The 23661-nt window shown below is 47.3% G+C and carries 18 protein-coding genes; 5 read left to right on the top strand and 13 right to left on the bottom strand.

The window, feature by feature from the left end; all coding sequences use genetic code 11:
• Positions 1 to 93 precede the first annotated feature (93 nt).
• Positions 94 to 2652, bottom strand: coding sequence for an asparaginase domain-containing protein (locus tag AC3WTJ_RS04885; RefSeq protein WP_492520828.1), 2559 nt, complete (start codon positions 2650 to 2652; stop codon positions 94 to 96).
• A gap of 21 nt (positions 2653 to 2673) precedes the next feature.
• Positions 2674 to 3843: an asparaginase gene (locus AC3WTJ_RS04880; protein ID WP_492520827.1), complete on the bottom strand. Its 1170-nt coding sequence runs from the start codon at positions 3841 to 3843 to the stop codon at positions 2674 to 2676.
• Positions 3844 to 4281: 438 nt separating this feature from the next.
• Between AC3WTJ_RS04880 and AC3WTJ_RS04875 the strand changes: the two genes are divergently transcribed.
• The 3 genes from AC3WTJ_RS04875 (at position 4282) to AC3WTJ_RS04865 (ending at position 9004) form a co-directional block, all read left to right on the top strand.
• Entirely contained in the window at positions 4282 to 6492 is a 2211-nt protein-coding gene (locus AC3WTJ_RS04875) for an amidase family protein (protein WP_492520826.1), read from the top strand.
• Between the two features lie 31 nt (positions 6493 to 6523).
• Positions 6524 to 8185: an S-layer homology domain-containing protein gene (locus AC3WTJ_RS04870; RefSeq protein WP_492520825.1), complete on the top strand. Its 1662-nt coding sequence runs from the start codon at positions 6524 to 6526 to the stop codon at positions 8183 to 8185.
• Between the two features lie 135 nt (positions 8186 to 8320).
• Complete coding sequence (locus tag AC3WTJ_RS04865) at positions 8321 to 9004, top strand: MBL fold metallo-hydrolase (RefSeq protein ID WP_492520824.1); 684 nt, start codon at positions 8321 to 8323, stop codon at positions 9002 to 9004.
• Between the two features lie 86 nt (positions 9005 to 9090).
• On the opposite strand, the gene AC3WTJ_RS04860 is transcribed toward AC3WTJ_RS04865, so the two are convergent.
• The 4 genes from AC3WTJ_RS04860 to AC3WTJ_RS04845 all read right to left on the bottom strand — a co-directional run bounded on the left by AC3WTJ_RS04860 (position 9091) and on the right by AC3WTJ_RS04845 (position 13115).
• Positions 9091 to 9915, bottom strand: a complete 825-nt coding sequence (locus AC3WTJ_RS04860; protein ID WP_315955461.1) for a carbohydrate ABC transporter permease — start codon at positions 9913 to 9915, stop codon at positions 9091 to 9093.
• Positions 9916 to 9930: 15 nt separating this feature from the next.
• Positions 9931 to 10860 (bottom strand): carbohydrate ABC transporter permease, encoded by a 930-nt coding sequence (locus AC3WTJ_RS04855; protein ID WP_407868407.1) that lies wholly within the window; start codon positions 10858 to 10860, stop codon positions 9931 to 9933.
• Positions 10861 to 10882: 22 nt separating this feature from the next.
• Positions 10883 to 12190, bottom strand: a complete 1308-nt coding sequence (locus tag AC3WTJ_RS04850; protein WP_492520823.1) for an ABC transporter substrate-binding protein — start codon at positions 12188 to 12190, stop codon at positions 10883 to 10885.
• A 67-nt stretch (positions 12191 to 12257) separates the two neighbouring features.
• On the bottom strand, positions 12258 to 13115 hold the full coding sequence (locus AC3WTJ_RS04845) for a MurR/RpiR family transcriptional regulator (RefSeq protein ID WP_458351857.1): 858 nt from the start codon (positions 13113 to 13115) through the stop codon (positions 12258 to 12260).
• Between the two features lie 808 nt (positions 13116 to 13923).
• On the opposite strand from AC3WTJ_RS04845, the gene AC3WTJ_RS04840 reads away from it, so the two are divergent.
• A complete protein-coding gene (locus AC3WTJ_RS04840) occupies positions 13924 to 14340 on the top strand; it encodes a VOC family protein (RefSeq protein WP_492520822.1) in 417 nt (138 codons plus the stop codon).
• A gap of 110 nt (positions 14341 to 14450) precedes the next feature.
• Here AC3WTJ_RS04840 and AC3WTJ_RS04835 read toward each other — a convergent pair whose 3' ends face one another.
• On the bottom strand, positions 14451 to 15056 hold the full coding sequence (locus AC3WTJ_RS04835) for a TetR/AcrR family transcriptional regulator (protein ID WP_492520821.1): 606 nt from the start codon (positions 15054 to 15056) through the stop codon (positions 14451 to 14453).
• A gap of 148 nt (positions 15057 to 15204) precedes the next feature.
• On the opposite strand from AC3WTJ_RS04835, the gene AC3WTJ_RS04830 reads away from it, so the two are divergent.
• Positions 15205 to 16392 (top strand): MFS transporter, encoded by a 1188-nt coding sequence (locus tag AC3WTJ_RS04830; RefSeq protein WP_492520820.1) that lies wholly within the window; start codon positions 15205 to 15207, stop codon positions 16390 to 16392.
• A gap of 71 nt (positions 16393 to 16463) precedes the next feature.
• Here AC3WTJ_RS04830 and AC3WTJ_RS04825 read toward each other — a convergent pair whose 3' ends face one another.
• The 6 genes from AC3WTJ_RS04825 to AC3WTJ_RS04800 all read right to left on the bottom strand — a co-directional run bounded on the left by AC3WTJ_RS04825 (position 16464) and on the right by AC3WTJ_RS04800 (position 23268).
• Positions 16464 to 18044 (bottom strand): phytoene desaturase family protein, encoded by a 1581-nt coding sequence (locus AC3WTJ_RS04825; RefSeq protein WP_492520819.1) that lies wholly within the window; start codon positions 18042 to 18044, stop codon positions 16464 to 16466.
• Between the two features lie 65 nt (positions 18045 to 18109).
• Positions 18110 to 19285 carry an ROK family transcriptional regulator gene (locus AC3WTJ_RS04820; protein ID WP_492520818.1) on the bottom strand — a complete coding sequence of 392 codons (1176 nt, stop codon included), beginning with the start codon at positions 19283 to 19285 and terminating at the stop codon, positions 18110 to 18112.
• Between the two features lie 20 nt (positions 19286 to 19305).
• On the bottom strand, positions 19306 to 20028 hold the full coding sequence (locus AC3WTJ_RS04815) for a glycerophosphodiester phosphodiesterase (RefSeq protein ID WP_492520817.1): 723 nt from the start codon (positions 20026 to 20028) through the stop codon (positions 19306 to 19308).
• Positions 20029 to 20050: 22 nt separating this feature from the next.
• On the bottom strand, positions 20051 to 21361 hold the full coding sequence (locus tag AC3WTJ_RS04810) for an ABC transporter substrate-binding protein (protein WP_492520816.1): 1311 nt from the start codon (positions 21359 to 21361) through the stop codon (positions 20051 to 20053).
• A gap of 67 nt (positions 21362 to 21428) precedes the next feature.
• A complete protein-coding gene (locus tag AC3WTJ_RS04805) occupies positions 21429 to 22352 on the bottom strand; it encodes a carbohydrate ABC transporter permease (RefSeq protein WP_492520815.1) in 924 nt (307 codons plus the stop codon).
• Between the two features lie 31 nt (positions 22353 to 22383).
• Positions 22384 to 23268: a carbohydrate ABC transporter permease gene (locus tag AC3WTJ_RS04800; RefSeq protein ID WP_492520814.1), complete on the bottom strand. Its 885-nt coding sequence runs from the start codon at positions 23266 to 23268 to the stop codon at positions 22384 to 22386.
• Positions 23269 to 23661 lie beyond the last annotated feature (393 nt).

Genomic DNA, 23661 nt, shown 5'->3' with positions numbered 1-23661 from the left:
TTCCCCTCCCAGGCCGAAAGTGTACCTTTTCAGCAAAATAGAGGATCACTGATCCCATCGCCAAAAAAAAGACCACCCGAAGGTGGCCTTCCCCTATTTCCGCTGCATCATTTTCATAAGCACCTTAACCGCTTCCGCACGCGTAGCTGTATCCGCCGGCTCAAACTTATTACCGCTGCGTCCTTCGATAATGCCTAGTAGGCGAATACTCTCTACATGGCCTTTCGCCCATGCCGGGATCTCTTGGTCATCGGCAAAGCTAGTTGCCGCTTGCGCTGCCGGCGCCGTACCCAAAGCTGCCGACATCATGGCCGCCATTTCCACACGGGAAATCAAGCCGTCCGGCCGGAAAGTCTGATCCTCATAGCCGTGAATGATTCCCAATTCTACCGCTTGAGCAACAGCTGTTTCAGCCCATGCAGGGATCTGCTGCTGATCTGTGAACGCAGACGCCGTGCCCTTTTTGTCAACCTTCAGCGCGTTCATCAGCATGACTGTAAACTCAGCCCTCGTAACCGAATTGTCTGGTTTGAACGTTCCATCCGCATAGCCACTGATGATTTTCTGCGTTACAGCTTGCTTAATGTCCAGTTCCGCCCAGTGTCCAGCTATATCCGAGAAGGAAACTTCCGCACTTCCCGGACTCTTCGGTTTGTCCACTGCGAACACTGCAAACTTCGTAAAGTGATCTACTTCCACTGTTATTTTGTTATCCACGACAGTTCCGCCGATTTCAATCCATGACTTTTTCGTTTCATCGTAATAAAAAACAGATGGCTGCTGATCTAGGCCTAACTTGGCCGGATCGAACAAGAGCGAAATGCTTACTGGCTTGTTGAAGTTCTGTGTGAAATTTTTCAAAATCTCAAAAACAGAACTAAGCAGCTTACGACTATCGCTGACTAACCCATCTACATCTTGCAATGCCTCAGCTGTTAGATGAAGCTCTTGACTCGTTGCTCCCTCAGGTATGGCAATCCAAATGGCATCCTTCCAACTTACACTGCGCGTACCGCCTGCTGGAATCGTCACATCAAGTTTGGCAGGCACAACAGGAGAAACTGAACCCGAGTTTGACGAGCCTGTTGAATCTGACGAGCTTCTTGGTGAGTTAGTCTGAATCGTCTTGCTAAGCCCAATACTCTCATTACCCGCAGCATCTATCGCCGTAACACTAAATGTATAGGTCGTACCTGCTGTTAAAGTACTGAGGTTGAAGGAATAGTAGACACTTCCTGTAACCGAGGAGTAGACAGTATTAGTAACCGAAGCATACACGCCATTCGTCACTGAAGCGTAGACGTTTCCGACCACGGTGCCGCTTCCCGTCTCATAAATTCGGTATTGCTTCACGCCAATATCATCCGACGCCTCCGGCCAACTGATAGTCAGGCTATTTTGTCCGATATTCGTAACCTGAAGGGCGCTGCCCTGCGGCCATACCGGAGCCTCAATATCAGGCGCTTGTGTCTTGAGTTGAATGGCCTGAGTCCCGAAAGTTCCAAACCAGTTCTTGATTGTATTAAAATCATCGGAAAAAGCCAAGGACAACAAAAGCATAATTCTAGCATGCTGCGGATTCAAACTGTCTCCAGCGATAACGCCGTTCCCGCCGCCAGGGTACATCGTGCCCGAGCCCGTTCTTGTAGTGGTGACGAAAATAACACCTTGCTTAATGGCATTACTGCGCGCCGTGCTCATCTTCGACGAAATGCCGCCTGCGCCCGTGCCGGCGGTCACGATCCCCTTCGCCCCCTCCGCGACAAACCCCTTAATCGCACCGGCTGAGCTGTCTTGGTAGCCATATACGATTTCAACTGCCGGGAGTTTATCCTTCGTGATTTTCTTCAGATCGAAAGGGGTTGCCCAGTCCGCCCGGCCAGCTTTGAATCGCTTCGCAGTGGTGCGATAGATACGAATGTTGGTCTCATCAATATAACCAAGCGCACCTAGAATCGGTGTTTCAAAGGTATCCATGCGCTGTGCATTCGTCTTGGTTACATCCCTTGCCGCTTGGATAATGTCATTCAGCATAACCACGGTGCCGAACGATTTCGTTTTACCGCTGCCTGCAAGCTTAATGGCATTGTACAAATTCGCCGGACCATCTGTGCCGATGACGTCCCAGGGTCTCATGGCGCCAGTGACAACGACCGGCTTTTCACTTCTTACCGTGAGGTCAAGAAAATAAGCGATTTCCTCCATGGTATCCGTGCCAGTAGTAACGACCACGCCATCATAAACTTCCAATGCTTGATCTACCGCAAGTGATAGGTCGTACAAATCCCCCATCGAATAACTGCCTGAACCTTTATTACCAAATTGATACGTGTTCACATTGGCAATTTTGTTTTTATTCGGCAGTTGGTTTACAAGATCGGACATCAAGTAAGTACCTGCTTGATAGGTCTGAAAACTCGTTGCATCTCTTGCTTTACCCGCCAACGTTCCACCTGTTGCGATCACAACAACGTTAGGCAGCCCAGGGTCTCTGTTGTCAGATAGCGGAGGGATCGGGAAAGCCGTCCCCGAAGGTTCCGCCGCACCTGCATGTGACGGATGGTTGAACATTACTGCCAACAGGAGCATCAGAGACACGAAATAGAGCGGGATGAGGCTTCTTTTGAGATTCGGATGATCCATATCATTCATTAAACCTTACCTCCCGCTGAATTAGGATGCCTCTTCCACATCTTGCGTACCATAAGTGCCAAACCACCCTTTAATCACGTTAAAATCGCTGGAAAAAGCCATGGAAAGCAGAAGCATAATTCGAGCATGCTGTGCGTTCAAACTATCCCCGGCGATAATGCCGTTGCTTGAACTAGGGTACATGGTACCTGAACCTGTCCGTGTTGTGGTGACGAAAATAACACCTTGCTTGATGGCATTGCTGCGCGCTGCGCTCATCTTCGATGAAATGCCGCCCGCACCTGTTCCTGCCGTCACAATCCCTTTAACGCCATCGGCCACCAGACCGTTAATCGCGCCGCCTCCAGCATCCTGATAAGCATAAGCAATCTCTACGGCAGGGAGCTTGTCCTTCGTAATCGTCTTCAAGTCAAATGGCGTCGCCCAATCCGCTTCACCTGCTTTAAGCGCTCTAGCCGTAGCACGATAAATACTAATATTCGTCTCATCGATATAACCAAGTGCGCCGAGGATTGGCGTTTCAAAGGTATCCATACGGTGAGCGTTCGTTTTGGTCACTTCTCTCGCTGCCTGAATGGTGTCATTCAGCATAAGGACAGTACCAAACGACTTCGTTTTTCCACTTCCTGCAAGCTTAATGGCGTTGTACAGGTTCGCTGGACCGTCAGTTCCAATAACATCCCAAGGTCTCATAGCCCCAGTAACGACAACCGGCTTTTCACTTCTAACCGTGAGGTCAAGAAAATACGCGATTTCTTCCATCGTATCCGTCCCGGAAGTCACAACAACGCCATCATAGACTTCCAAAGCTTGATCCACGGCAAGTGATAGATCGTATAAGTCGCCAATGGAATAGCTGCCTGACCCTTTATTTCCAAATTGATAGGTGTTCACATTGGCGATTTTATCTTTATTCGGCAATTGGTTTACCAAGTCCGACATCAGATACGTTCCTGCTTGATAAGTCTGAAAACTCGTTGCATCCGTTGCTTTACCTGCAAGCGTACCGCCGGTTGCGATAACGATAACGTTAGACAGCTGGGGATTTCTGCTATCGGATAGCGGAGGGATCGCCGCAGCCGCACTCGCAGAGGCCGGATTCATAAATACCAACATCATACTAAAGAGAGCCAAAACAAGGAACGGGATGAGGACCTTTTTGCTGAGTTTACTTTCATGAATAAATGTCACGTAAGAAAACCTCCATGTTAGGTATTTTTTTTGATTTAAACGCTTAAACATATCCCAATCGTATTTAATGTTATATTTTTTATCAAATACATAACATAATCATAAAAGCGCATACATATTACGTTTTCGTTATTTTACGAGATAATTCACCAGTTTATCTATCTTTTTAGTGTTATTACTCTATAAATTTTAAAATATTTGCATGCGCTTTCTTGGAAGAATCTACCTTGTTGATTAACAAATGATGTAATAGAATGATGTCCATAAGTGAAAATAAACAAATCGAGGTGATATTATCTGACATAACATTCACTTTATTATTTCTCTCAAGTTATTGGTCTCAGGTTAATTCATCATTTTCATCATTTCTATCAACCTAGCATTTTCTTTGAATTTTCCACGTTCGATAAATTCGTAATTGTTATTGGAGGCGTCTTCATGAAATCCTTATTATCCAGAAGCTCTATTTCAAAGATTCTTTCCACGGCCCTTATTGCAGCTACGTTGCCTATAGGAGCACTGAATGCTGCCGCAGAAACCTCTATCTCCAGCGTCGATTCACCGAACAGTTCGTTTACAGTAACAGAAGCTGTATATCAAACAGCTCCTAATGTTGTCATCTTGCCACCAGGTTCTGAATCCGTCCTTCTGACTGGCCCTTCAACGACAATCAGCGGAGCGTTATTCGATGTTGATGTAGCGTTAACCGGTGTTACCGGAAAAGTGACCGCCCAGAAGTTTATCATCGAGTTTAATCCCGCCCGAGTTGATTTCATCGATGTACAAGCCGTAGACAGTTCAACTACTATCGTTGGACAAAATGCAGAGCTAGGTAAGGCAACAGTCGTCGCCGCCAGCATTAGCGAGTCAGCCGTCAATAATAAAACACTGATCCGCCTTAAATTCAAAGCAAAAGCAAATGGCGGCGTACAGGATATTAAAGTCAGCGCTGAACTTGGCCTTGCAGATACCGGCGTAATCCAGGCAACGCGTGTCGGCAACCTCAGCCTGCAAACGAACCAGGTTACCGGAGACCTAAACGGCAATGGCGCGCTTGATATCGGCGATTTGGCCTGGCTCGCTCCTTATTACGGTATTACATCAACTCACGCTTCATGGTCCTCGGTGGCTGGTGCCGATTTCAATCAAAACGGATCAATCGATCTGACCGATTTAGGCCTATTAGGCAAAAAAGTACTGTATGACACAAAGCAATTCGAGCTGATGGAAGCGTCCGTGATGGATATTCAAAATGCGATGAACGCCGGTAAACTGACAGCCGTCCAGCTTGTCACGAAATATTTGGCGCGTATCAATGCATATGATCAAAAAGGCCCTGAAATCAAGGCCATTCTTAATATCAATCCGAAGGCACTCGAAGAAGCTGCGGCTCTCGACAAGGAGCGCAGCGAGAAAGGACCTAGAGGCCCGCTTCATGGAATCCCCGTTATTGTGAAGGACAACTTCAATACAATTGGCATGCCAACGACAGCCGGATGTATTTGTCTTAAAGCAAACAACACCTCGACCGATGCGTATATGATTAAAAAGCTGAAGAATGCAGGCGCAATTATACTCGCAAAATCAAATCTTCATGAATTCGCCTTCGGAACGACAACACTCAGTTCGCTTGGCGGACAAACCAAAAACCCCTATGATCTGACCACGAATCCCGGTGGATCAAGCGGCGGTACCGGTGCGGCTCTAGCGGCAAACTTCGGCACGATCGGCCTGGGAACAGATACAGGCGGCTCCATTCGAATTCCATCCTCCCGCAACGCACTCGTCGGCATTCGTCCTACAATCGGATTGACGAGCCGTGAAGGCATTATTCCTCTCGCCCACTCTCAGGATGTCGGCGGTCCAATGGCTCGGTCCGTAGCCGATGCTGCGATTGCACTTGATGTTGTAAGCGGATATGACCCGAACGACCTGGTCACCGCACTATCAACCGGTAATATTCCGAAGAGTTACACCGATTATTTGGATAAGGACGGTCTAAAAGGAGCGAGAATCGGCGTTATACGTTCACTGTCTACAGGCAACGACGCCGCTTTCAATGCGGCAATCGACAAGATGAAAGGGCTTGGCGCAACCGTCATCGACGTAACCATCCCGAACCAATCCAAAATCCTCGGCTACGCCAGCTTGAGCGGTACGGAATTCAAGTTTGATTTAAATGATTACTTGGCTACACTCGGCGCGAACGCTCCCTACAAGACACTGACGGAAATCATTGCTTCCAACGATGTTTTACAAAGCCAAAAAAGTTCAATGATTCAGCGCGATAACGTGACAACATTGGAAACGCTGAACTACTATAAAGATCTTTGGGAACGTACGAAACTCACACAACAATCGCTAACTCAAGTATTAGGCGAAAATTCGTTAGATGCCGTCATGTATGCAACTACATCAGGGAATGCGAACCGGTTAAGCCCTTATTCCGGATTCCCAGCCATCAGCTTCCCGGCAGGCTACAACAACCAAGTTCCATTCGGTATCGAACTCCTGGGGAGAGAGTACGATGAAGGAACTTTGATTAAACTGGCGTACTCCTTCGAACAAGCGACCCACGTTCGTACGATGCCGGCGTCCACCCCCGCCCTAACAACTGAGGAGGAGTCCAAGCTCGTATTAACACCGTAAGCAATTTTCAATGAAAGGTCGGGACCTAGATATGGCACGTATGTTGCTTGGGTTATCTTTATCCTTATGTTTAGCTGTTGGACTTTGGCTTCCGCAGGTTGCGGCAGCCGTTGTCGATCCTGTGTTCTCTGTAACAACTTCAACAAATGCTATGTCACTAAATCAATCGGTAACGGTGGACATCCAAGGGGATTCCTTAAATGATCTTTTCGCCTATGAGCTTAACCTGTATTATGACGAGTCCATCCTTCAGCCGGATACTACGCAAAAATTTGCCGATCTGAACGGCTTTGCACTTCCAATCAAGATTGTGCAGGAAGGCGGTACACACGCGCAGCTCGTCTATACGAAAACAGGATCATTAACCGGTCTGAACGGCTCTGTCAAACTCGGTACTTTAACTTTCAGGGCAGTAGGTACCGGCACGGTAGATCTAACGCTAAAACAAGTCAAGATCAGCACCAGCTCCCTCAAGGAAGAGAAGCTGCTTACGCCGAATGCCAAGGCGACCCTCCTGGTAAATAGCAGAGAAAGGCCGACATTAGGAAGCTATCCGATACCGGCGGCCTCAACCCCTGTAGAACCAAATGTTGTTTCCGTGAAACCGGAACAACTACAGACCAGCGGAACAGAGAAGATTGCCATCTCTCTGCCAACAAATGCTCAGCAGATTCTTTTACCTTCTAACACCGCCGAATTGTTAGGCGATAAGAAGCTTGAGATTCAAGCGGAGAAGCTCAAACTGGAATTGCCAGCGAAAGTGTTTACACAGCTGATCCATCTTGTCAGCGAGCCGGAACGCTCCGATAGTAAAATCACCTTAGCCATAGAGCCGGATAACGAGCCAGCTGTTGGCGAAGGGGTGCTTAGTGAGGCTACAAATCAACTAGGCGCGAGCGTAAAGCTAGGCAGTTTGATCTACAACATTAAGCTGTATGTAACGACCAAAGCAGGCCAAACCTTGAGCCTCACCAGTTTCGAACAACCTACTCAGATGCGATTTATTCTTGATTCAGCTGTAGATCCGAAACTTAGCAGTGTGTATTACATTTCGGATAATGGAGGGCTGGAGCGCGTAGGAGGAACTTACCTAAGTGGTGAGTTAAGTACCGACATCTCTCATTTCAGCAAATACACCGTTCTGGAAGTAGCTAAATCTTTCGCTGATGTCCCTTCCTCCCACTGGGCGGCGGATGTCATTCAAGAACTAGCCTCTAAACTTATTCTTAGCGGTACAAGCGATCAAACCTTCGAACCCGAGAGCAAGGTCACACGCGCACAATTTACGTCACTTATGGCAAGAGCCTTGAATTTGAAGGTGACCAATTCATCAACTTTATTCAAAGACGTACAACCATCTGACTGGTTCGCACCTGAGGTTGCGGCTGCCGTGCAAGCTGGCATCGTAAATGGCAGAGAAACCGATAATTTCGAGCCGAACGCTCTGGTCTCGCGCGAAGAAATGACAGCCATACTGATGCGGTCGTACAGGCTTCAGCACGGTAAAACCGATCCGGCAGCAGCGTCCTCTTTCTCGGACGAAGCCGCCATCGGAGAATGGGCCTTGGCTGATGTAAAAGCAGCTGCTGCTCTAGGCTTGATACAAGGCCGCTCCGAAGGCCAATTCGAGCCTCAAGGCTTCGCAACGCGAGCTGAAGCAGCGCAGGTATTGTACCGTTTGTTATCGAAATAAACAAAACGAACAGGGAGGGGACGCCTAGTCCCCTCCCTCGCTTGCTCTCTTTTATCCCTCCACGCAGAACTTGTTTTTCTACAGCAATAGAGGAATAATAAGAGAGTATACAATCTTAATTAGGCGGTGTTCGAATTGGTTCAATTGGGCTCAGGCATTACAACTATTCAGCTAAGCGTAGCAAACAACAGCAACTCCTTCATCCCTACTATCTTATGGGACGATCAAGACGTCATTCTCTTTGATACAGGCATTCCCGGCCAACTAGAGCTGATTCGTGCCGCGTTCCAGGAATTGTCCATTCCTTTCGAGAAGTTGACCAAAATTATTATTACCCATCAAGACATGGATCATATCGGCAGCCTTCCGGCGCTTGTGGAAGCTCTCGGAGACCAGGTTCAAGTGCTGGCTCACGAAACAGCCGTGCCTTATCTAGCCGGGGAAATCCCGCTCGTGAAGAGCAAAAAGCTCGCTCCACCCGTCAAGGTCGACGTAGCGCTGAAAGACGGCGATATTTTACCGTTTGTTGGCGGCATTCGTGTCGTCTATACGCCAGGTCACACGCCGGATCATACCTCTTATTATCATATCCCGAGCAAGACCCTGATCGCCGGCGATGCTCTAACAGCGAAGGATGGCGTTCTGCAATCCTATAACCCGGCTTATACACCGGATCAGGAAACGGCACTCGCATCCATTGCGAAGCTCCAAGAGCTGGACCTTAACGCAATTATCGCCTTCCATGGCGGTGTTTGCACCGACAATCTACAGGAGCGTTTGCAGGAAATCGTAACGGCAGGCCCCGTTGTGAACAACTAATCATCGTCTGTCGCAAGTAAAAAAACCTCCATTTCCACCAGTATCGTGGATGTGGAGGTTCTTTTTGTGATTTTTTCAAAACGAAATTACTTAACCGCTCCAGCCGTCATGCCTTCCATAAACTGTTTGGAAGCCAAGAAGAAAATAACCATCATCGGCACAGAGGCCAGGGTTAGTCCAGCGAACAGCATACTTAAGTCTGTCGAGTACTGCCCGAACAAGGAAAGCATACCGACAGGAATCGTCTTCTTCGCATCATCTTGTATGAAAATTAGCGGGAAAAAGAAATCATTCCATGCCATGATGAAATTCATAATCATGACCGTCCCGAGCGCTGGCCGAATTAAAGGCAGTAAAACATGCCACATCACACCAAAATCAGACGAACCATCGATGCGCGCCGCTTCTTCCAATTCCTTCGGCAGCGTTCTGAAGAAGCCCGTTAAGATTAGAATGGCTAACGGCAATCCGATCGCCGTATACACGCTAACCAACGACCAAATGCTGTTTAGCATCGAAAGTTTCTTCATTAGAAGAAACAAAGGTACGATCCCAAGTTTGATAGGTATCATCATGCCCAAGAGAAAGAAAAAGAACAAGGCTCCATTCCATCGGAACGGATATCTGGCAATATAGAAGGAAGCCATAACACCAAATAGCAAAATGAGAACCACAGACACAACACTCACTACAAGACTATTCCAGAAATAACTGAAAAACGGTATTTGATGTACTAATTTACTGTAGGCCGCAAACGATATGGACGTTGGCAATGACATCGGATTTTTCAAAATTTGAATATTCGTTTTCAACGAGGAGGTCAGCATCAGAAAAATCGGATACAAACTGACCAGCGCCCCCAAATACGCCGCAGCATATTGGAGCCCCCGAACTGATTTGTTGGTTTTCATGGTCCGCCTCCTGTCTTAATGCTGAGCCGACTGGTTCCTGGTGAAATACAGGAACAAAGCGGAAATCGTTGCAATAATGAAAAATAATACGACAGCCAATGCGGAGCCAAGACCAAGCGCCACCGAATCTCCGCCGGACGAGCCACCGAATGCAATGCGATAAAAGAATACAGCCAACGTGTCCGTCGAGTTGTAGGGCTCACCTTGCGAGCCTTCCATCGCATAAATCAACTCGAAGGCTTCGAAAGCATGGATAAACGTGAAAACCGTAATAATGATTAGTGACTGACTCATCATTGGAAGGATCATCGAGCGGATTAAGCGAAAACCCTTAACGCCATCCATCCTAGCCGCTTCAATAACTTCCGTAGAAATTGCATGTAAACCGGCAAGGAAGATTAGCATCGAGAAACCAACACCAAACCAACTATTGACGATGGTAATCGAGGTTAGCGCCGTAGCTGGATCCCCCAGCCAAGGCTTGGCCCATGAAACAAGACCGATCTTTTTGAGCATAACATTTACAACGCCATTATTCGGGTTCAACATGAGCTTCCACAAGAAACCTACCACGATGACAGACAGCAATCTCGGTAAGAAGTAGGCCATTTTCAAGAAATTAGAACCTTTAACTTTACTATAAACCAAATATGCAAGCACAAAGGCAAGTACGTTTTGTACAGCCATCTCTACAGCAAAATAATAAAGATTATGGCCAAAGGCGTTCCAAAACAGATGATTAAACGGCTCCTTCGTAAACAAATCTACGAAATTGCCTAGACCAATGAATTCTCCGCGAACGAGACCTTTCCAATCAAAGAAGCTGTAACCAAACGCGGATAGAATCGGGTAAATAACGAACAGGATATACACTGCAAGGGCAGGGACCGGGAACAGATGAACGGCTCCCTTTTTCCACCCGGACGTTTTGGCCAAGTTATTCATGTCCCCCACACCTTTACTTTACTTATTTCTTTGGTTTAAACCAGGAATCTGCACTCTTTTGAACTTCCTCTGTCACTTGCTCCGGTGTTAATTTGTTCAAATACATCCCTTGGATGGAGTTTTCCAATGTCGCTTTCGTCGTCGGGTTACCTGCATTAAAATAAACGACTGCAGCATATGGCGTGGAGATCGTGTCGGCATTTTTAGCAATTTTAGCTACCAATGGATCATTTGCCGCTACACCTGGAATCGTGCTTGGTTTCTGCAATTCATTCACAGCAAGCGTTCCGAACTCTTTGGACGTCAAAAACTCCATGAACTTCAGAGCTTCCTGTTTATGAGCGGATTTGGCATTAACGGAGAATGAACCGTCTACCCAAGTCGTTACCGTTTGCTTGCCATCTGCTTTCACTGGCGGAACCGGGAATACATCCATTTGTAGATCAGGATTCGTTTTCTTCATAACGGCATACTCCCAATCTCCCATAACCATCATGGCTGCTTGCTCCGTAACAAACATATTTCTCATATCGTCCATGCCGATTCCTACATAATTATCCGGGAAATAAGGGGTTAAATCTTTCATCATTTTAATGGAAGCCGCATACTCCGGACTTTTGAAGTTCGCAGCACCGCTAAGAATTTTCTTCATGAAATCCGTTCCGTAAACAGACGGCCCAAGCGTTCCTTCCGTCAGCGAAAGAATCCAGCCTTCTTTAGAACCAAACGCGAATGGCGTTACTTTATTTTTCTTCAATGTATCCGCTGTTTTTACAAGTTCATCCCATGTCTTAGGTTCTTGAAGATTATATTTTTGGAAGATTTTCTTGTTATAGAACACTTGCGTTGAGCTGAAAACAGTTGGAACCCCGTATACTTTCCCGTCGGATCCCGTAGCAGCGAGCAAAGTATCTTTCGAGAAAACATCCATGCCCTTAACATTCGTCAACGGCTCCAAGTAGCCCGCATCCGCCAAAGCTGCACCTGCCGCATAAGGACGAAGATGAATAATATCAGGACCATTCCCGCTTTGTAGAGCTGTATTCAGAGCTGTGTTATACTCTGTATTCTTGGTCGGTTTAAACTCGATATCAATGTTCGGGTTTTTCTTTTTGAACTCTGCAATGATCTTTGCGTAAGCTTCTGTATCTTCTGTACGCCAGCTACCCATTGTCAGCTTTACTTTATCCTGTGGCGCTGCTGTTGTTGTTGGTGCAGTACTTGCTGTACCGGAAGTTGCACTTGGCGTTGCGGTGTTACTGCTGCATGCTACAAGCATGGAGGATGCTGCGACCATCGTTAAAACTGCCCCACTGAATAAACGTTTCATAAAAAAAGCCTCCCTTTAATTTTTCATATCTATGTTTAACCTCCACAACCACAAGAGGACCAAACCGTTAACCGATACGTTTTCCTACACTAACTGCTTGCCGAGTCATATCCAGCGATTTCACACTTTCCTCGTAATGGCAACCCGCGATTCCTACATACAAAATATCTATGACATTCAGCTGAGCAATTCTTGATGCCATCGCTCCGCTGCGAATACTTTTCTCCAATGTGCTAATAAACAGCTGGATATCAGCAAGCTCCGCCACCGGATTAGCTCCAAATCTCGTCAATGTAATGACAACTGCGCCATTTTTCTTGGCTACAGCGAGCGAACGAATCATATCTTCCGTTTGGCCCGTGTAAGAAATGCCGAAAACCACATCACCCGGAAGCAAGTTGGCCGCAATCGTAGCTTGGGCATCGAACCCCGTACCAATCTCGCACCACCGGTTAATCCGTGAAAGCTTTTGCTTGAAATCCTCCGCAATGACCCCTGAGGCGCCTACGCCAAACACACCAATTTTCCTCGCAGCGCTTAGCGTTTGTATAGCTTTCTCTACACTTTCTGGCGAAAGAACGGTTAGTGTATCTTGAATTGAAACAATATTGTTTGTTGTGACTGATTTAATGAGTTCCCCTACTGAACTGTTCGCATTAATTTCCTGATAAGCTTCTGTCGGTAATGACGTCTGCGACAAATCCCCGGCGACACGCATCTTAAGTTCCTGAAACCCTTTGAAATGAAGCGAACGGGAAAGCCGTATAATTGTCGCTTCACTAACACCGGCGAACTCCGCCAATTTCTGTACCGAAAGGCTAACTACCTCTTGCGGATGTTCCAAAATATACTGTGCAACTTTGCGCTCACTCGGCGTCAAGCTTGCCATAGCAGCTTCTATGCTCACTAATCCACCTTTTAACATAGGCAACATCCTCAATCGTTTTTTTCGATATCTCAATTTTATGTTAATAAAGCTAACTTATAATCCTCATTATAATGAGTATTATTTCATTTTGTAAATACTTTTCTGAAATTTTATTTCTCCTATGTTATGTAAACTATCACACTTAAAATTTAAAGCGTATACATTTTTTCAGCTATTTGTTTAGTGCAGAAAATGTCACATAGCGCGCCACTGTTCGCAGAAAAGCACGAAGCACATAAAGCTCCATATAAAAACTTTCAGGAAAGTTTATCCATGACACTCCTTGCGTGCACTTCAGCAGTTTTGCCCCCATCACCACTCTAAAGGGAACTGGAGTCCCCTATTTCTAGAAAAAAGGGCTGCATCCTGTCCGAGCGGAACTACAGGCTCTTATTTATCCGCGATAGCGCGTTATACAGCTGGAATCAGCAAAATAGCGACCCACAGTTCCACTTCCGCGTGGAAAGTATACCTTTACGGCTAAATAACGGACCGTAGTTCCCGTCAATTAGGGAAGGATCGCATTCGCAGTCAGACCACGCCAATATGTTGTACAAATGCAACGTAAGCCTCCTAGTTTGCTGCTCAGCCGCCTCGCCGCCAATTCAGCTTCAGCATCAACTTCAGGCTACAGCTTCATCCCCGGGCGACGGAGTGACGTCGATATGAAGTCCAGTGTGATCGACAAACAGAATCTGGCTCCATGTAACTCTGGTGTGTTGAGAAGTTCATTGATATACTGGGTTTGCAAAATAAACGAAGGCTCTCATGACAACAATCCAATTTGACGATGAGGTGTTTAAAAATGGCATTAATGTCCACATTCACGAGCTTCAATCTGCCCGTAAACAAAGTAGAACAATCGAAGGCGTTCTTCACCGGACTCGGATTCGAGCTCAACCCGCAATTCCCCGAGAATGAGAATTCGGTAGCCATCGTGATCGGCGACAACCTGCAGGTCATGCTGCTCACCAAAGAAATTTTAAAGTCGCTCACGCAGAAGGAAACCGTTGATACGGAAAAGTATGCGCAAATGACGATCGCATTGGCCTTCGAAAGCCGAGAAAAGGTGGATGAAATCGTGAATACTGCGGTCTCCTTGGGTGGGAAATCGTACGAAGAACCTGAGGATTATGGTTTCATGTATCATTGGGCCTTCGAGGACTTGGACGGCCATATGTGGGCAATCAACTGCATGAACACGGATGCAGCTCAAGGTTAAGGATAATGGAGAGCGCACTCATACTTGAAATAACAAGAAAGACGCCGGGCCTTCCCTGGCGTCTTCTTTGCGAGATGGAGAGTATCCCACTCTGCAGGTTACATTCTCATCTATAAATCCAATATATTTATCTTTCCCTTGCCTGTGGAAATCAATCCATTGAAAACGGTATAAATCATCCGCTTCACTTTATCCTCGCTTAATGCCTCCCCGCTAACTAACAAGCGGTAAAACAAAGGTCCATAGATCAAATCGATGCTGGACTCTACATCCAGTTCTTTTCCTAACTCATCACGGTCAATCCCTCTTCTCAGAATCATAGCGGACTCTGAGCGTCGAGGCTTTACGTAGTATTCTCGGAAAACCTGGATTAATGCAGAGTCCAACTGTCCTTGGCCGATTAACTCCGAGATCACTCTACCTTCTTTGCTTTCCATGAACAAAGCTAAATTTACGGCATGTTGCGTAATGTCTTTCAGAACAGAGCCTGTATCCGGGACAGGCAGGCGGCTGGCCGCAGCTTCAAAAAAACCTTCAGCCACGACAGCGGCTTTATTGGGCCACCACTTATAGATGGTCGCTTTGCTCACGCCCGCTTTTTCAGCAATTTTATCAATGGTTACTTCTTCAAATCCGCCCTCCAATAGCAGCTCATAAGCTACAGTCAATATTACATGTTGAAGCTTTACATCTCTCGGGCGACCTTTTTGAGCCATTCAACTGACCCCTTTCTATCCTTTGCCATCAGTATATATGAAATTTAGCGTATTTACAAAACGCTTCGTTCAGTATATAGTGATACCTATTAAGTAGACGAAACGTTCACTTAATGTAAATTCATTGTTGTAGAGGGGGAACATTTCTATGAGCAAGTCCATTTCAAAACCGCAAAACGAGATTTCAACAACAATGATGGTTGTTCTGGCAGCGGCATGCGGCCTTATTGTAGCCAACCTTTATTATTCTCAAACCCTTGTGGGTCCCATCAGCGCAGCGCTTGGCCTGCCTTCAGGCGCAGCCGGGTTGATCGTAACTTTAACGCAAATCGGCTATGTAGCCGGCTTGCTGTTCATCGTTCCGCTGAGCGACAAAATAGAGAATCGCCGATTGATCGTGACATCTCTTGCCGTCGTGGTCCTCGCCTTGATCCTGGCCGCGGTTTCCTCGGAATCCGTCCTGTTCCTGACTGCAGCCTTGCTCATCGGGTCCGGTTCCGTAGTTGCGCAAATTCTCGTCCCTCTTGCCGCTTATTTGTCTAGCGACCAACAGCGCGGCCGAGTCGTCGGCAACGTCATGAGCGGCCTTTTACTCGGCATCATGCTCGCAAGGCCGATTTCCAGCCTGATCGCCGGCATTTGGGGATGGCGTACCATTTTCGTGTTATCCGCCGTCGTCATGGCTCTTCTAGCTCTTTCACTGGCTAGAGTGCTGCCAAAAAGGAGCCCCGAAAGCACCTTAACGTACTCGCAGCTTGTGGCTTCCTTAATTGAATTGTTCAAAAAGAACCCGATTTTGAGACGACGCGCTTTTTACCAAGCCTGCCTCTTCGGATCGTTCAGCCTCTTTTGGACGACCGTACCTCTCCGATTGGCGGATGAATATGGTATGTCCCAACAAGGCATCGCTTTATTCGCCCTTGTTGGTGTGGCGGGAGCTATCGCTGCTCCTATTGCCGGAAGATTGGCGGACAAAGGCCTTACCAAAGTGATCACCATAGGCGCAATTGCAACTGCAATCTTGTCCTTTCTGCTTATTGCCGTGTTTCACAACGGTTCACTTTTTTCGCTCATCCTGCTTTTCGTCGTCGCGGTTACGCTTGATATGGCGGTTTCCGGCAACCTGGTAGCCAGCCAGCGAATTATTTTTTCACTGGGGAATGAAGCCAGGGGAAGATTCAATGGATTATTCATGGCCATTTTCTTTATCGGCGGAGCAGTAGGCTCATTTTTAGGTGGATTGACTTATGCGCATGGCGGTTGGGTATCGAGTGCATGCATCGGGGTGGCACTAACTTTCATAGCATTCCTGTATTTCTTGACGGAACGCAAATAAGGGAGCTTAAACCCCCCTCCCCCCCAAAAACACAATGGAGCTGCCAACAGACAGCTCCTTTCTATGTAATCTTATAACCGCGACAATAGCTGCTGAGCTACGATATAACCCGAGCCGCCATTCACTCCATGGCCTGGCCAAGTCGCAGCACCTAGCATATACACATTCGGTATCACCGTCTGGTGGCTTGGCTGTCCTGGCAATGGACGGAGCAGGTAGCTCTGCGCCAGATCGTGCGCGCCGCCGTATGGATCTCCCGGTCCGGCGTTCGGATTGAATCGGGCGATAACGTCCGGCGTTACAACATATTTGCCAATGATCGCGCTTGGTATATTCGGAATATGTTTGCTCACAACCTGCAGTACGCGCTCTGTAAAACGTTCCGTGAGATCCTGTGTCCATCGGCCATCTCCAACATCGATCAGACCGGCGGCATCTCCCCGTGGTCGAGTAGGCACTTCAAGCACTTGAATCCGCATGATCGCTTTGCCAGCGGGCGCGCGCGTTGGATCAAGATTCGTGGAACAATCGACAGTAAAGGTTGGTTTCGCCGGAAGCAGATCAGCCATCCCCTGGGCAATCGCTAACGTAAATCCATCCAGCCCATCTGTCAGATGTGGCTGTCCTACACGGTCAAAGCGGGCATCTGGCCAACGCGGCGGCTCGTTAAGAGCCAGATGAATCTGTACGCAGCCGCGGCCGTACCGAAACTGCTTCGCTTGGCTGCGCAGTGCCGAAGGGGCATCACTCTCAGCCAGCAGCGAGAGATAGAGTTGATCCGGCGTAGTCGATGCCACAACCGCTTGCTTCGCGATGTATATCCTGCCTTCCGCGGTTCGCACGCCGACAGCTCGGCCATTCTCTACTACGATACGCTCGGCCAGCGTGTCCGTTACAATCACTCCGCCTTGATCCTTGATCAACTGTACCAACGCCTGAACCAATTGTTCGCTGCCTCCTGCCGGAGTTGGCATACCGCCGCCCATCAAGGCCATGGCCGTGAGCGGAACCCAAATGCCGCTTCCAACTTCATCCGGCGTGCGGCCCAGATGGGTGACCCATGAGGCCAGCATGGCCCGCGTCACTGGAGATTTCAGCGAATTCACCGCCTGTCGGGCTGTCCCGAATAACTGCCCGGCAAACGCCGAATAGCCTGAGCTATTCTCTTCATGGAGCAACCGTTTCAGGATAGGGGCAGCCTCCTGGCTGGAAAGATCCATGCTGAATAAACCGAACACGTCGTTGACGTGCGGGTTTAACTGTTCGAAGATGCCGGCCAGAGCAGCGCCATCTCCAGGAGCCAAACGCTCCGCCTCTAAGATAAGCTCCTCGAAGGATCGTGACAATACGGCCGTGTGCCCATCCTCCATAGAAACTCCAGTCGGCAAGTCCGTATTCACATAACGTAACCCGCGAGCTTCCAAATCCTCCCTCAGCTCTGTATAAGCAGGCCCTGTTGTAAAAAGAGGATGCGCCGCCGCATACACATCATGCTTGAATCCTGGCAAGGTGAGTTCCTCGGTCCGCACAAAGCCGCCAGGGCGATCGTTTTTCTCTAAAACTAGCACACTGAGACCAGCACGAGTTAAGTAAGCAGCCGTTATTAAAGCATTGTGTCCGCTGCCGATCATAACAATGTCGAAAGTTTCCATTCTATCACTCCTTTTAAATTTGAAGCCTAGTAGAAACTTATTCGAACATTTGCTATAAAATTACTTCACTCACATTGAAATATCCACTGGTGAAAAACGAGCGCAGCAGCTCCCATGCTGCAATTATTTTGATTATAATCACTATAAATAATTGGCGTATCGCGAGTTGGACGGATCGTTATTTCTTCAATGGCTTGAAGCATGGACTCTTTAAACCAACCCGCTGCCGTAACAAGCTCTCCACCAAGAATGATCACCGTAGGATTAAGCAAATTAAGCGTATTGCCAAGCATGAACCCGAGGTGTCGACCCACCTGCTCGAATAACATCTTTGCTTGCGGATGCCCTTCTTCCAGCAGCCGCATGATATCGGTGAAAGTTCCTACGGGCCAGCCGAGCTCCTCCCTTATCCTTTGGACGGAAACATAGGCTTCCAGACATCCCCGCTGCCCGCAAAAACATAAAGGGCCGCCCCAGCCAATCTTCATATGTCCAATCTCGCCTGCATAATAACCATCACCTGTATAAATCTCGCCATTCATCACCAATGCGGAGCCGATGCCTTCATCCAAGTAAATACACAGGGCATGCCGCAGCTGCTCTTCAGTCCTCATCCAAACTTCTCCCCGGGCAAAAGCGCGCACATTATTGTCAATATACACAGGAATCGCATACCGCTTCGAGAGATGCTCTTTAATCCCGAACTGAAACCAACCAAGATACGGGGAATGAACGACTTCCCCTTTTTGCGAATCAATAATGCCCTGTATACCCACGCAGATCCCCACATTGCGAACGAAAGCTGGAACCCGTTCCAACAATCCGTCAATCAGCTTCTCAAGACGTTTCGTTAAGGCTTCCCCTTGGCAAGGAGTAACATCACTAGCCGATGTGCCCACGAGATACACCTTCTCTTGATAAACAACCTCCCGGTTATAGCTCATCACTAAACCAATGATATAACTTTTCGTCACCTCAATACCGATAGCATACAGGTTTTCTCGATTTAAACGAAGAAGGACGGGCTTGCGCCCGACCCCGGAAATAGCTAAAACATCTTCTTCTATGACAAGTTCTTCGGCCAGCAATTCATTCACAATATTCGTAACGGTCATCTTCTGCAGATTAGCCCTTCGCGCAATGTCGATGCGTGAAATCAGCTTTTCCTGATGGAGGAGCTCAAGCACCTTCTTCTTATTCTGAAGTTTCATCCAGCGAAAACTGTTGTAATCTTCTTTCAAGCGGATTCCTCCATGCTGCTCTAATTGTTGGCCGATGCGATGCGGATTGCTGCTGTTAACTTGTCCGGGAAGTTGATGGTCATGCCGTCAACGCCACATTGTAGAGCATGATTCATCAGCTCAGGGGTAAAAGCACCCCACGCCCTGACTTCAAAACCATGTGACTTCGCAATCCGCACATCCTCTTGCTCAAGTCCATCCGCGCAAGGGCAAATTTGCACAGCGCCGATTTCTTTCAAACGAGCAATAGCCTCCTCATCAATTTTTCGGATTAAATGTCCGAGTCGGATCGATGGGTCTACAGCTCTTGCGGCTTGCAAATTCTCATATCGAAAAGAGGTAATCGTCGATTGATGCTGCACATCATACTTTCTAATCAACTCCAGAACTGGCAGCTCGATGTTAGGATCCTTTAATTCTAAGGCAAACAAAGCCTCTTTTCTACCAAAATAATGAAGAAATTGCTCAAAAGAGACAAGCCTCTCTCCCGTGTAGGCCGGGGAGAACCAGGAGCCGGCATCCAACTCCTGAAGCTCCTTCCACGTATAGGACGACGGAAGACCATGACCGTTCGTCGTACGGTCCAACTCATTATCGTGAAATAAAATAACGACGCCGTCTTTCGATAGCTTCAAATCGGTCTCAATCCCGTTTGCACCTTGCTCAAGCCCCTTGTAGAAAGCAGCCAATGTATTTTCAGGTGCATATTCCGAAGCACCTCGGTGGGCTAAATTCATGAACATTGTGAACACTCCTCACTCTCTGTTATTTGTAGCTTTTCATAAAGCTGTCTACATCGGCTTGCAACTTGTCGAGTACTTTTTGCGGATCAGCCTTGGCGTCGCCTTCCACGGTTTCAAGCGCTGTAACGAGCCCCGACCAAATCAAGGAATCCGCCGGATGGATGCCTTGACCGCGCAGGAATTGATTTTGATCCATGATAATTTTAAAATTCGGATCTTCGCTCATTTTCTTCTTGAAAGCTTCTGTTTCTGTTGCCGATTTTTTAATTGGCGCATACCCCGTCGAGATGCTGGTCGCTGCCGCATTTTCCGTATTCGTCAAAAAGGAGACGAACGTCCAGGACGCTTTTTCCACATCTGGATCGGACTTGAAAATCCCCAAGCTGTTTCCGCCAATCGGCACGTTGCGGTCCTTGATCATCGGAAGGTAAGCTACACCGATTTCAAACTTTTGCCCCACTTCTTTTTGAGTGCCCGCCAAAGCAGAACCGGATTTATAAATCATCGCCAATTTACCGGCACTGAAATCCTGCTCCGCCGTGTTATGCTGATTCGGCGCCATGGCTTTTTGCACATGAACCAAGTCCTGGAACGACTTCAACGCCTCTACCGCTTCCTTGCTGTTTACCGTAACTTTCCCCGCCTTATCCACGATACTTCCTCCGCGATTCCACGTCATCGGTTGAACATACCAAGGAGAATCAGCCGCCGTATTAAAGCCCCATACATCCACTTTACCGTCGCCGTTTGTATCTTTGGTCAGCGTTTGCGCTGCTTTTACCAACTCATCCCATGTGTTCGGCGCCTTCAGACCGGCTTGGTCGAACAGCGTTTTGTTGTAGTAGAGCATAGGCGTACTGCTGTTGTACGGAATGGTCCAAAGCTTGTCCTTATATCGGAATCGATCCCAAAAAGCGGGATATACGTCCGTTTTCTCCTGCTCGCTCATGAATTGTTCAATCGGAATCAGCTTCCCGCTGTCAGCCATTTGCGGGATGCCATGCCGTTGGCCTAGCTGGACCACATTGGGCAAGGTGTTGGATACAACAGCTGCCATGACCTTTTGAGCCATTTCATCATAGCCGCCCATGAATTCAGCTTTAATTTTAATCGTAGGATATTTGGCTTCAAAAGCTTTGACCTGGTCGGCGAGCAAGTCTTTATTGGTTGTCCATACACTCAGTGTAACCGGTTTTTGTTCAGCTTGAGCCGTTTGACTCGGCTTTTCCGCCGTCTTCCCTGCGTCTGTATTCCCAGCCGGTTGGTTAGCTGCTCCACACGCCGTCAATCCCAACATGGATAACGAAAGCAAAACAATCATCGTTTTTTTCATAAAATGGTTCCTCCACCTATCTTGTTTTTTTATTTGAATTTGGTTTATCGTCATCCTCTTGCAAATCTTATTTCACACCGGCGTTCATCACCCCCCTGACAAAATATTTTTGGCTGACCAGGAAGAACAGCAGGACCGGCAGGATGATAAACGTCGATGCCGCCATCAGACTCGGCCAATCCGTTCCCTGTTCCGCATCGATCATATAACGCAACCCTACTTGCACGGTTCGCATATTCGCTGTATTCGTGATGAGCAAGGGCCACAGGTAGCTGTTCCAGGCGTGCAGGAAGGCAAAGAGGCTTAGTGTTGCCAGCACCGTTTTGGACATCGGAATAACGATCTGTATCAAGGTTCGAAAGTGCCCGCACCCGTCGATCCGTGAAGCATCCATCAAGTCTTTGGGAATAGTCAGAAAAAACTGCCTCAGTAAAAATATCCCGAACACACTCGCTGTGCTTGGCACGATAAGTCCAGCATAGCTGTTGATCCACCCCAGTTCTTTAATGACCAAGTAGGATGGAATCATCGTAGATTCGAACGGGACGATCGTTGAAGAGACAACCAGAAGAAACAACAGTTTTCTTCCACGGATTGGAACCCAGGAGAAGACATACGCAGCCATCGAGCTGGTCATCAATTGACCCACGACAATGCCGGCAGACATCACCAAACTGTTTATAAAAAAGCGGTCGAACGGAGCCTTTTTCCAGGCTTGTCCATAATGCTCCCAGTGCCATATCTTCGGCAAAGCGAATAAGCTCCCCGAGAAAATTTCTTCCGTCGATTTGACAGAAGATAGAAACATCCAGATGAAGGGCAGCATCATAAATAACCCACCTGCCAGCAGTACCGCGTGCTTCAACCATAGATCCATCGGCAGTTTGCTTAGCGAACGGAATCTTTCAGCGCGTTTTGCTGTCGTCGTTTTCCCACCCACGGGTTTCAGTGTTGCTTTTTGTCCGACTGTAACCGGCTTGGATATACGCATCTTGCCTCATACCTTTCTAAAATAACGGATTTTATTGATAGTGTACCTTTCGGCCGACCACGATCATTTGCAGGACAACCAGCAGCAAAACAATCGCAAAAATGACCATCGAAATCGCCGAAGCGTATCCCATTTGGAACAGCTCAAAGGCATAGTGATAAAGCTGCACCACCACTAACTCCGTACTCTTTGCAGGACCGCCTTTTGTCATTACGTTGACTTGAGTAAATGTCTGGAATTGCTCGATCGTTAGCAGAATTAATAATAGAAAGAGCGATGGAGTCAACAGCGGTATGCGGATTTTCGTAACAATTTGCCACTTATTTGCGCCATCTACTTTCGCTGCCTCCAGCACGCTGGAATCCGTGTTCTGCAAGCCGGCTAACAAAATGATGACATTGTAGCCCAGCGTCTTCCAAATCGACATAATGGCTAATGACATTAGCGATGTGTTCGTATCATTGAGCCAACGGAGCGGTTTAAAACCAAAACTTTCTATTATCGCGTTCGCCAGGCCATAATCCGGATGGAAAATGAACATCCAAACGACCGAGATTGCGACGGTGGAAGTAACCATAGGAGCGAAAAACATCGATCGGTACGTGATCATCAGTTTTTTGGAACCCTGATCAAGCAGAAGTGCAAAAATCAATGCGATCAACATCGATAACGGCACCGTCATAGCTGCAAAAAGAAAGGTGATCTTCAATGAATGATAAAACTCTTCATTCGTAAACAACCTCTGGTAATTATCTACGCCTACAAAGGTTGGCGTCGGGCGCAGCATGTCCCAGGAGTACAAGCTCAAGCCTGCGCTATAGAGGACAGGAATAAGGACAAAAATAGCAATAACGAGCAGAGACGGCGCCAGCAGCAAATAACCGGCAACATTCGTTTTCCATGATTTCAGTGACAATGTGGTGGTTCCTCCTCTCATTTATTAGCGAAGCCAGTAATTAGTAAAATAATTTGACTTATTTATAGGGTCATCGTAACAAGACAAAATCAAGTAAGTGTTATCTCACTTTGAATAATATGTAAATATGTACAGCTTTGCGTTCCCGGCTATTTTGACCTAGGATCGATTGTAAATATTTTATTAAGAAAACATTTTGAGACCTATTACGTTTGTCATATAAACTTAGGTCCCTATGACCAATTAAATTTTTAATTGAATAAACTTACAGGACCGCTTTCTAATTGAGTCTAAACCTGACATCATGATAGACGAACCCTTTTTTATTCGACCGGCGGACAAAAAATGACCTAGATTCATTTTTTTCTCGTAGGCATACAGGCCTAATTCCAA

The sequence above is a fragment of the Paenibacillus sp. FW101-FHT12H11 genome (assembly GCF_058790355.1).
This window is presented reverse-complemented; position numbering and strand designations above follow the sequence as displayed.

What these genes read in the sequence shown, in the direction of transcription:
- AC3WTJ_RS04885 (WP_492520828.1), bottom strand. Translation starts at nt 2,652, where the DNA reads ATGAATGATATGGATCATCCGAATCTCAAAAGAAGCCTCATCCCGCTC.
- AC3WTJ_RS04875 (WP_492520826.1), top strand. Translation starts at nt 4,282, where the DNA reads ATGAAATCCTTATTATCCAGAAGCTCTATTTCAAAGATTCTTTCCACG.
- AC3WTJ_RS04870 (WP_492520825.1), top strand. Translation starts at nt 6,524, where the DNA reads ATGGCACGTATGTTGCTTGGGTTATCTTTATCCTTATGTTTAGCTGTT.
- AC3WTJ_RS04860 (WP_315955461.1), bottom strand. Translation starts at nt 9,915, where the DNA reads ATGAAAACCAACAAATCAGTTCGGGGGCTCCAATATGCTGCGGCGTAT.
- AC3WTJ_RS04855 (WP_407868407.1), bottom strand. Translation starts at nt 10,860, where the DNA reads ATGAATAACTTGGCCAAAACGTCCGGGTGGAAAAAGGGAGCCGTTCAT.
- AC3WTJ_RS04850 (WP_492520823.1), bottom strand. Translation starts at nt 12,190, where the DNA reads ATGAAACGTTTATTCAGTGGGGCAGTTTTAACGATGGTCGCAGCATCC.
- AC3WTJ_RS04845 (WP_458351857.1), bottom strand. Translation starts at nt 13,115, where the DNA reads ATGTTAAAAGGTGGATTAGTGAGCATAGAAGCTGCTATGGCAAGCTTG.
- AC3WTJ_RS04840 (WP_492520822.1), top strand. Translation starts at nt 13,924, where the DNA reads ATGGCATTAATGTCCACATTCACGAGCTTCAATCTGCCCGTAAACAAA.
- AC3WTJ_RS04835 (WP_492520821.1), bottom strand. Translation starts at nt 15,056, where the DNA reads ATGGCTCAAAAAGGTCGCCCGAGAGATGTAAAGCTTCAACATGTAATA.
- AC3WTJ_RS04830 (WP_492520820.1), top strand. Translation starts at nt 15,205, where the DNA reads ATGAGCAAGTCCATTTCAAAACCGCAAAACGAGATTTCAACAACAATG.
- AC3WTJ_RS04825 (WP_492520819.1), bottom strand. Translation starts at nt 18,044, where the DNA reads ATGGAAACTTTCGACATTGTTATGATCGGCAGCGGACACAATGCTTTA.
- AC3WTJ_RS04815 (WP_492520817.1), bottom strand. Translation starts at nt 20,028, where the DNA reads ATGTTCATGAATTTAGCCCACCGAGGTGCTTCGGAATATGCACCTGAA.
- AC3WTJ_RS04810 (WP_492520816.1), bottom strand. Translation starts at nt 21,361, where the DNA reads ATGAAAAAAACGATGATTGTTTTGCTTTCGTTATCCATGTTGGGATTG.
- AC3WTJ_RS04805 (WP_492520815.1), bottom strand. Translation starts at nt 22,352, where the DNA reads ATGCGTATATCCAAGCCGGTTACAGTCGGACAAAAAGCAACACTGAAA.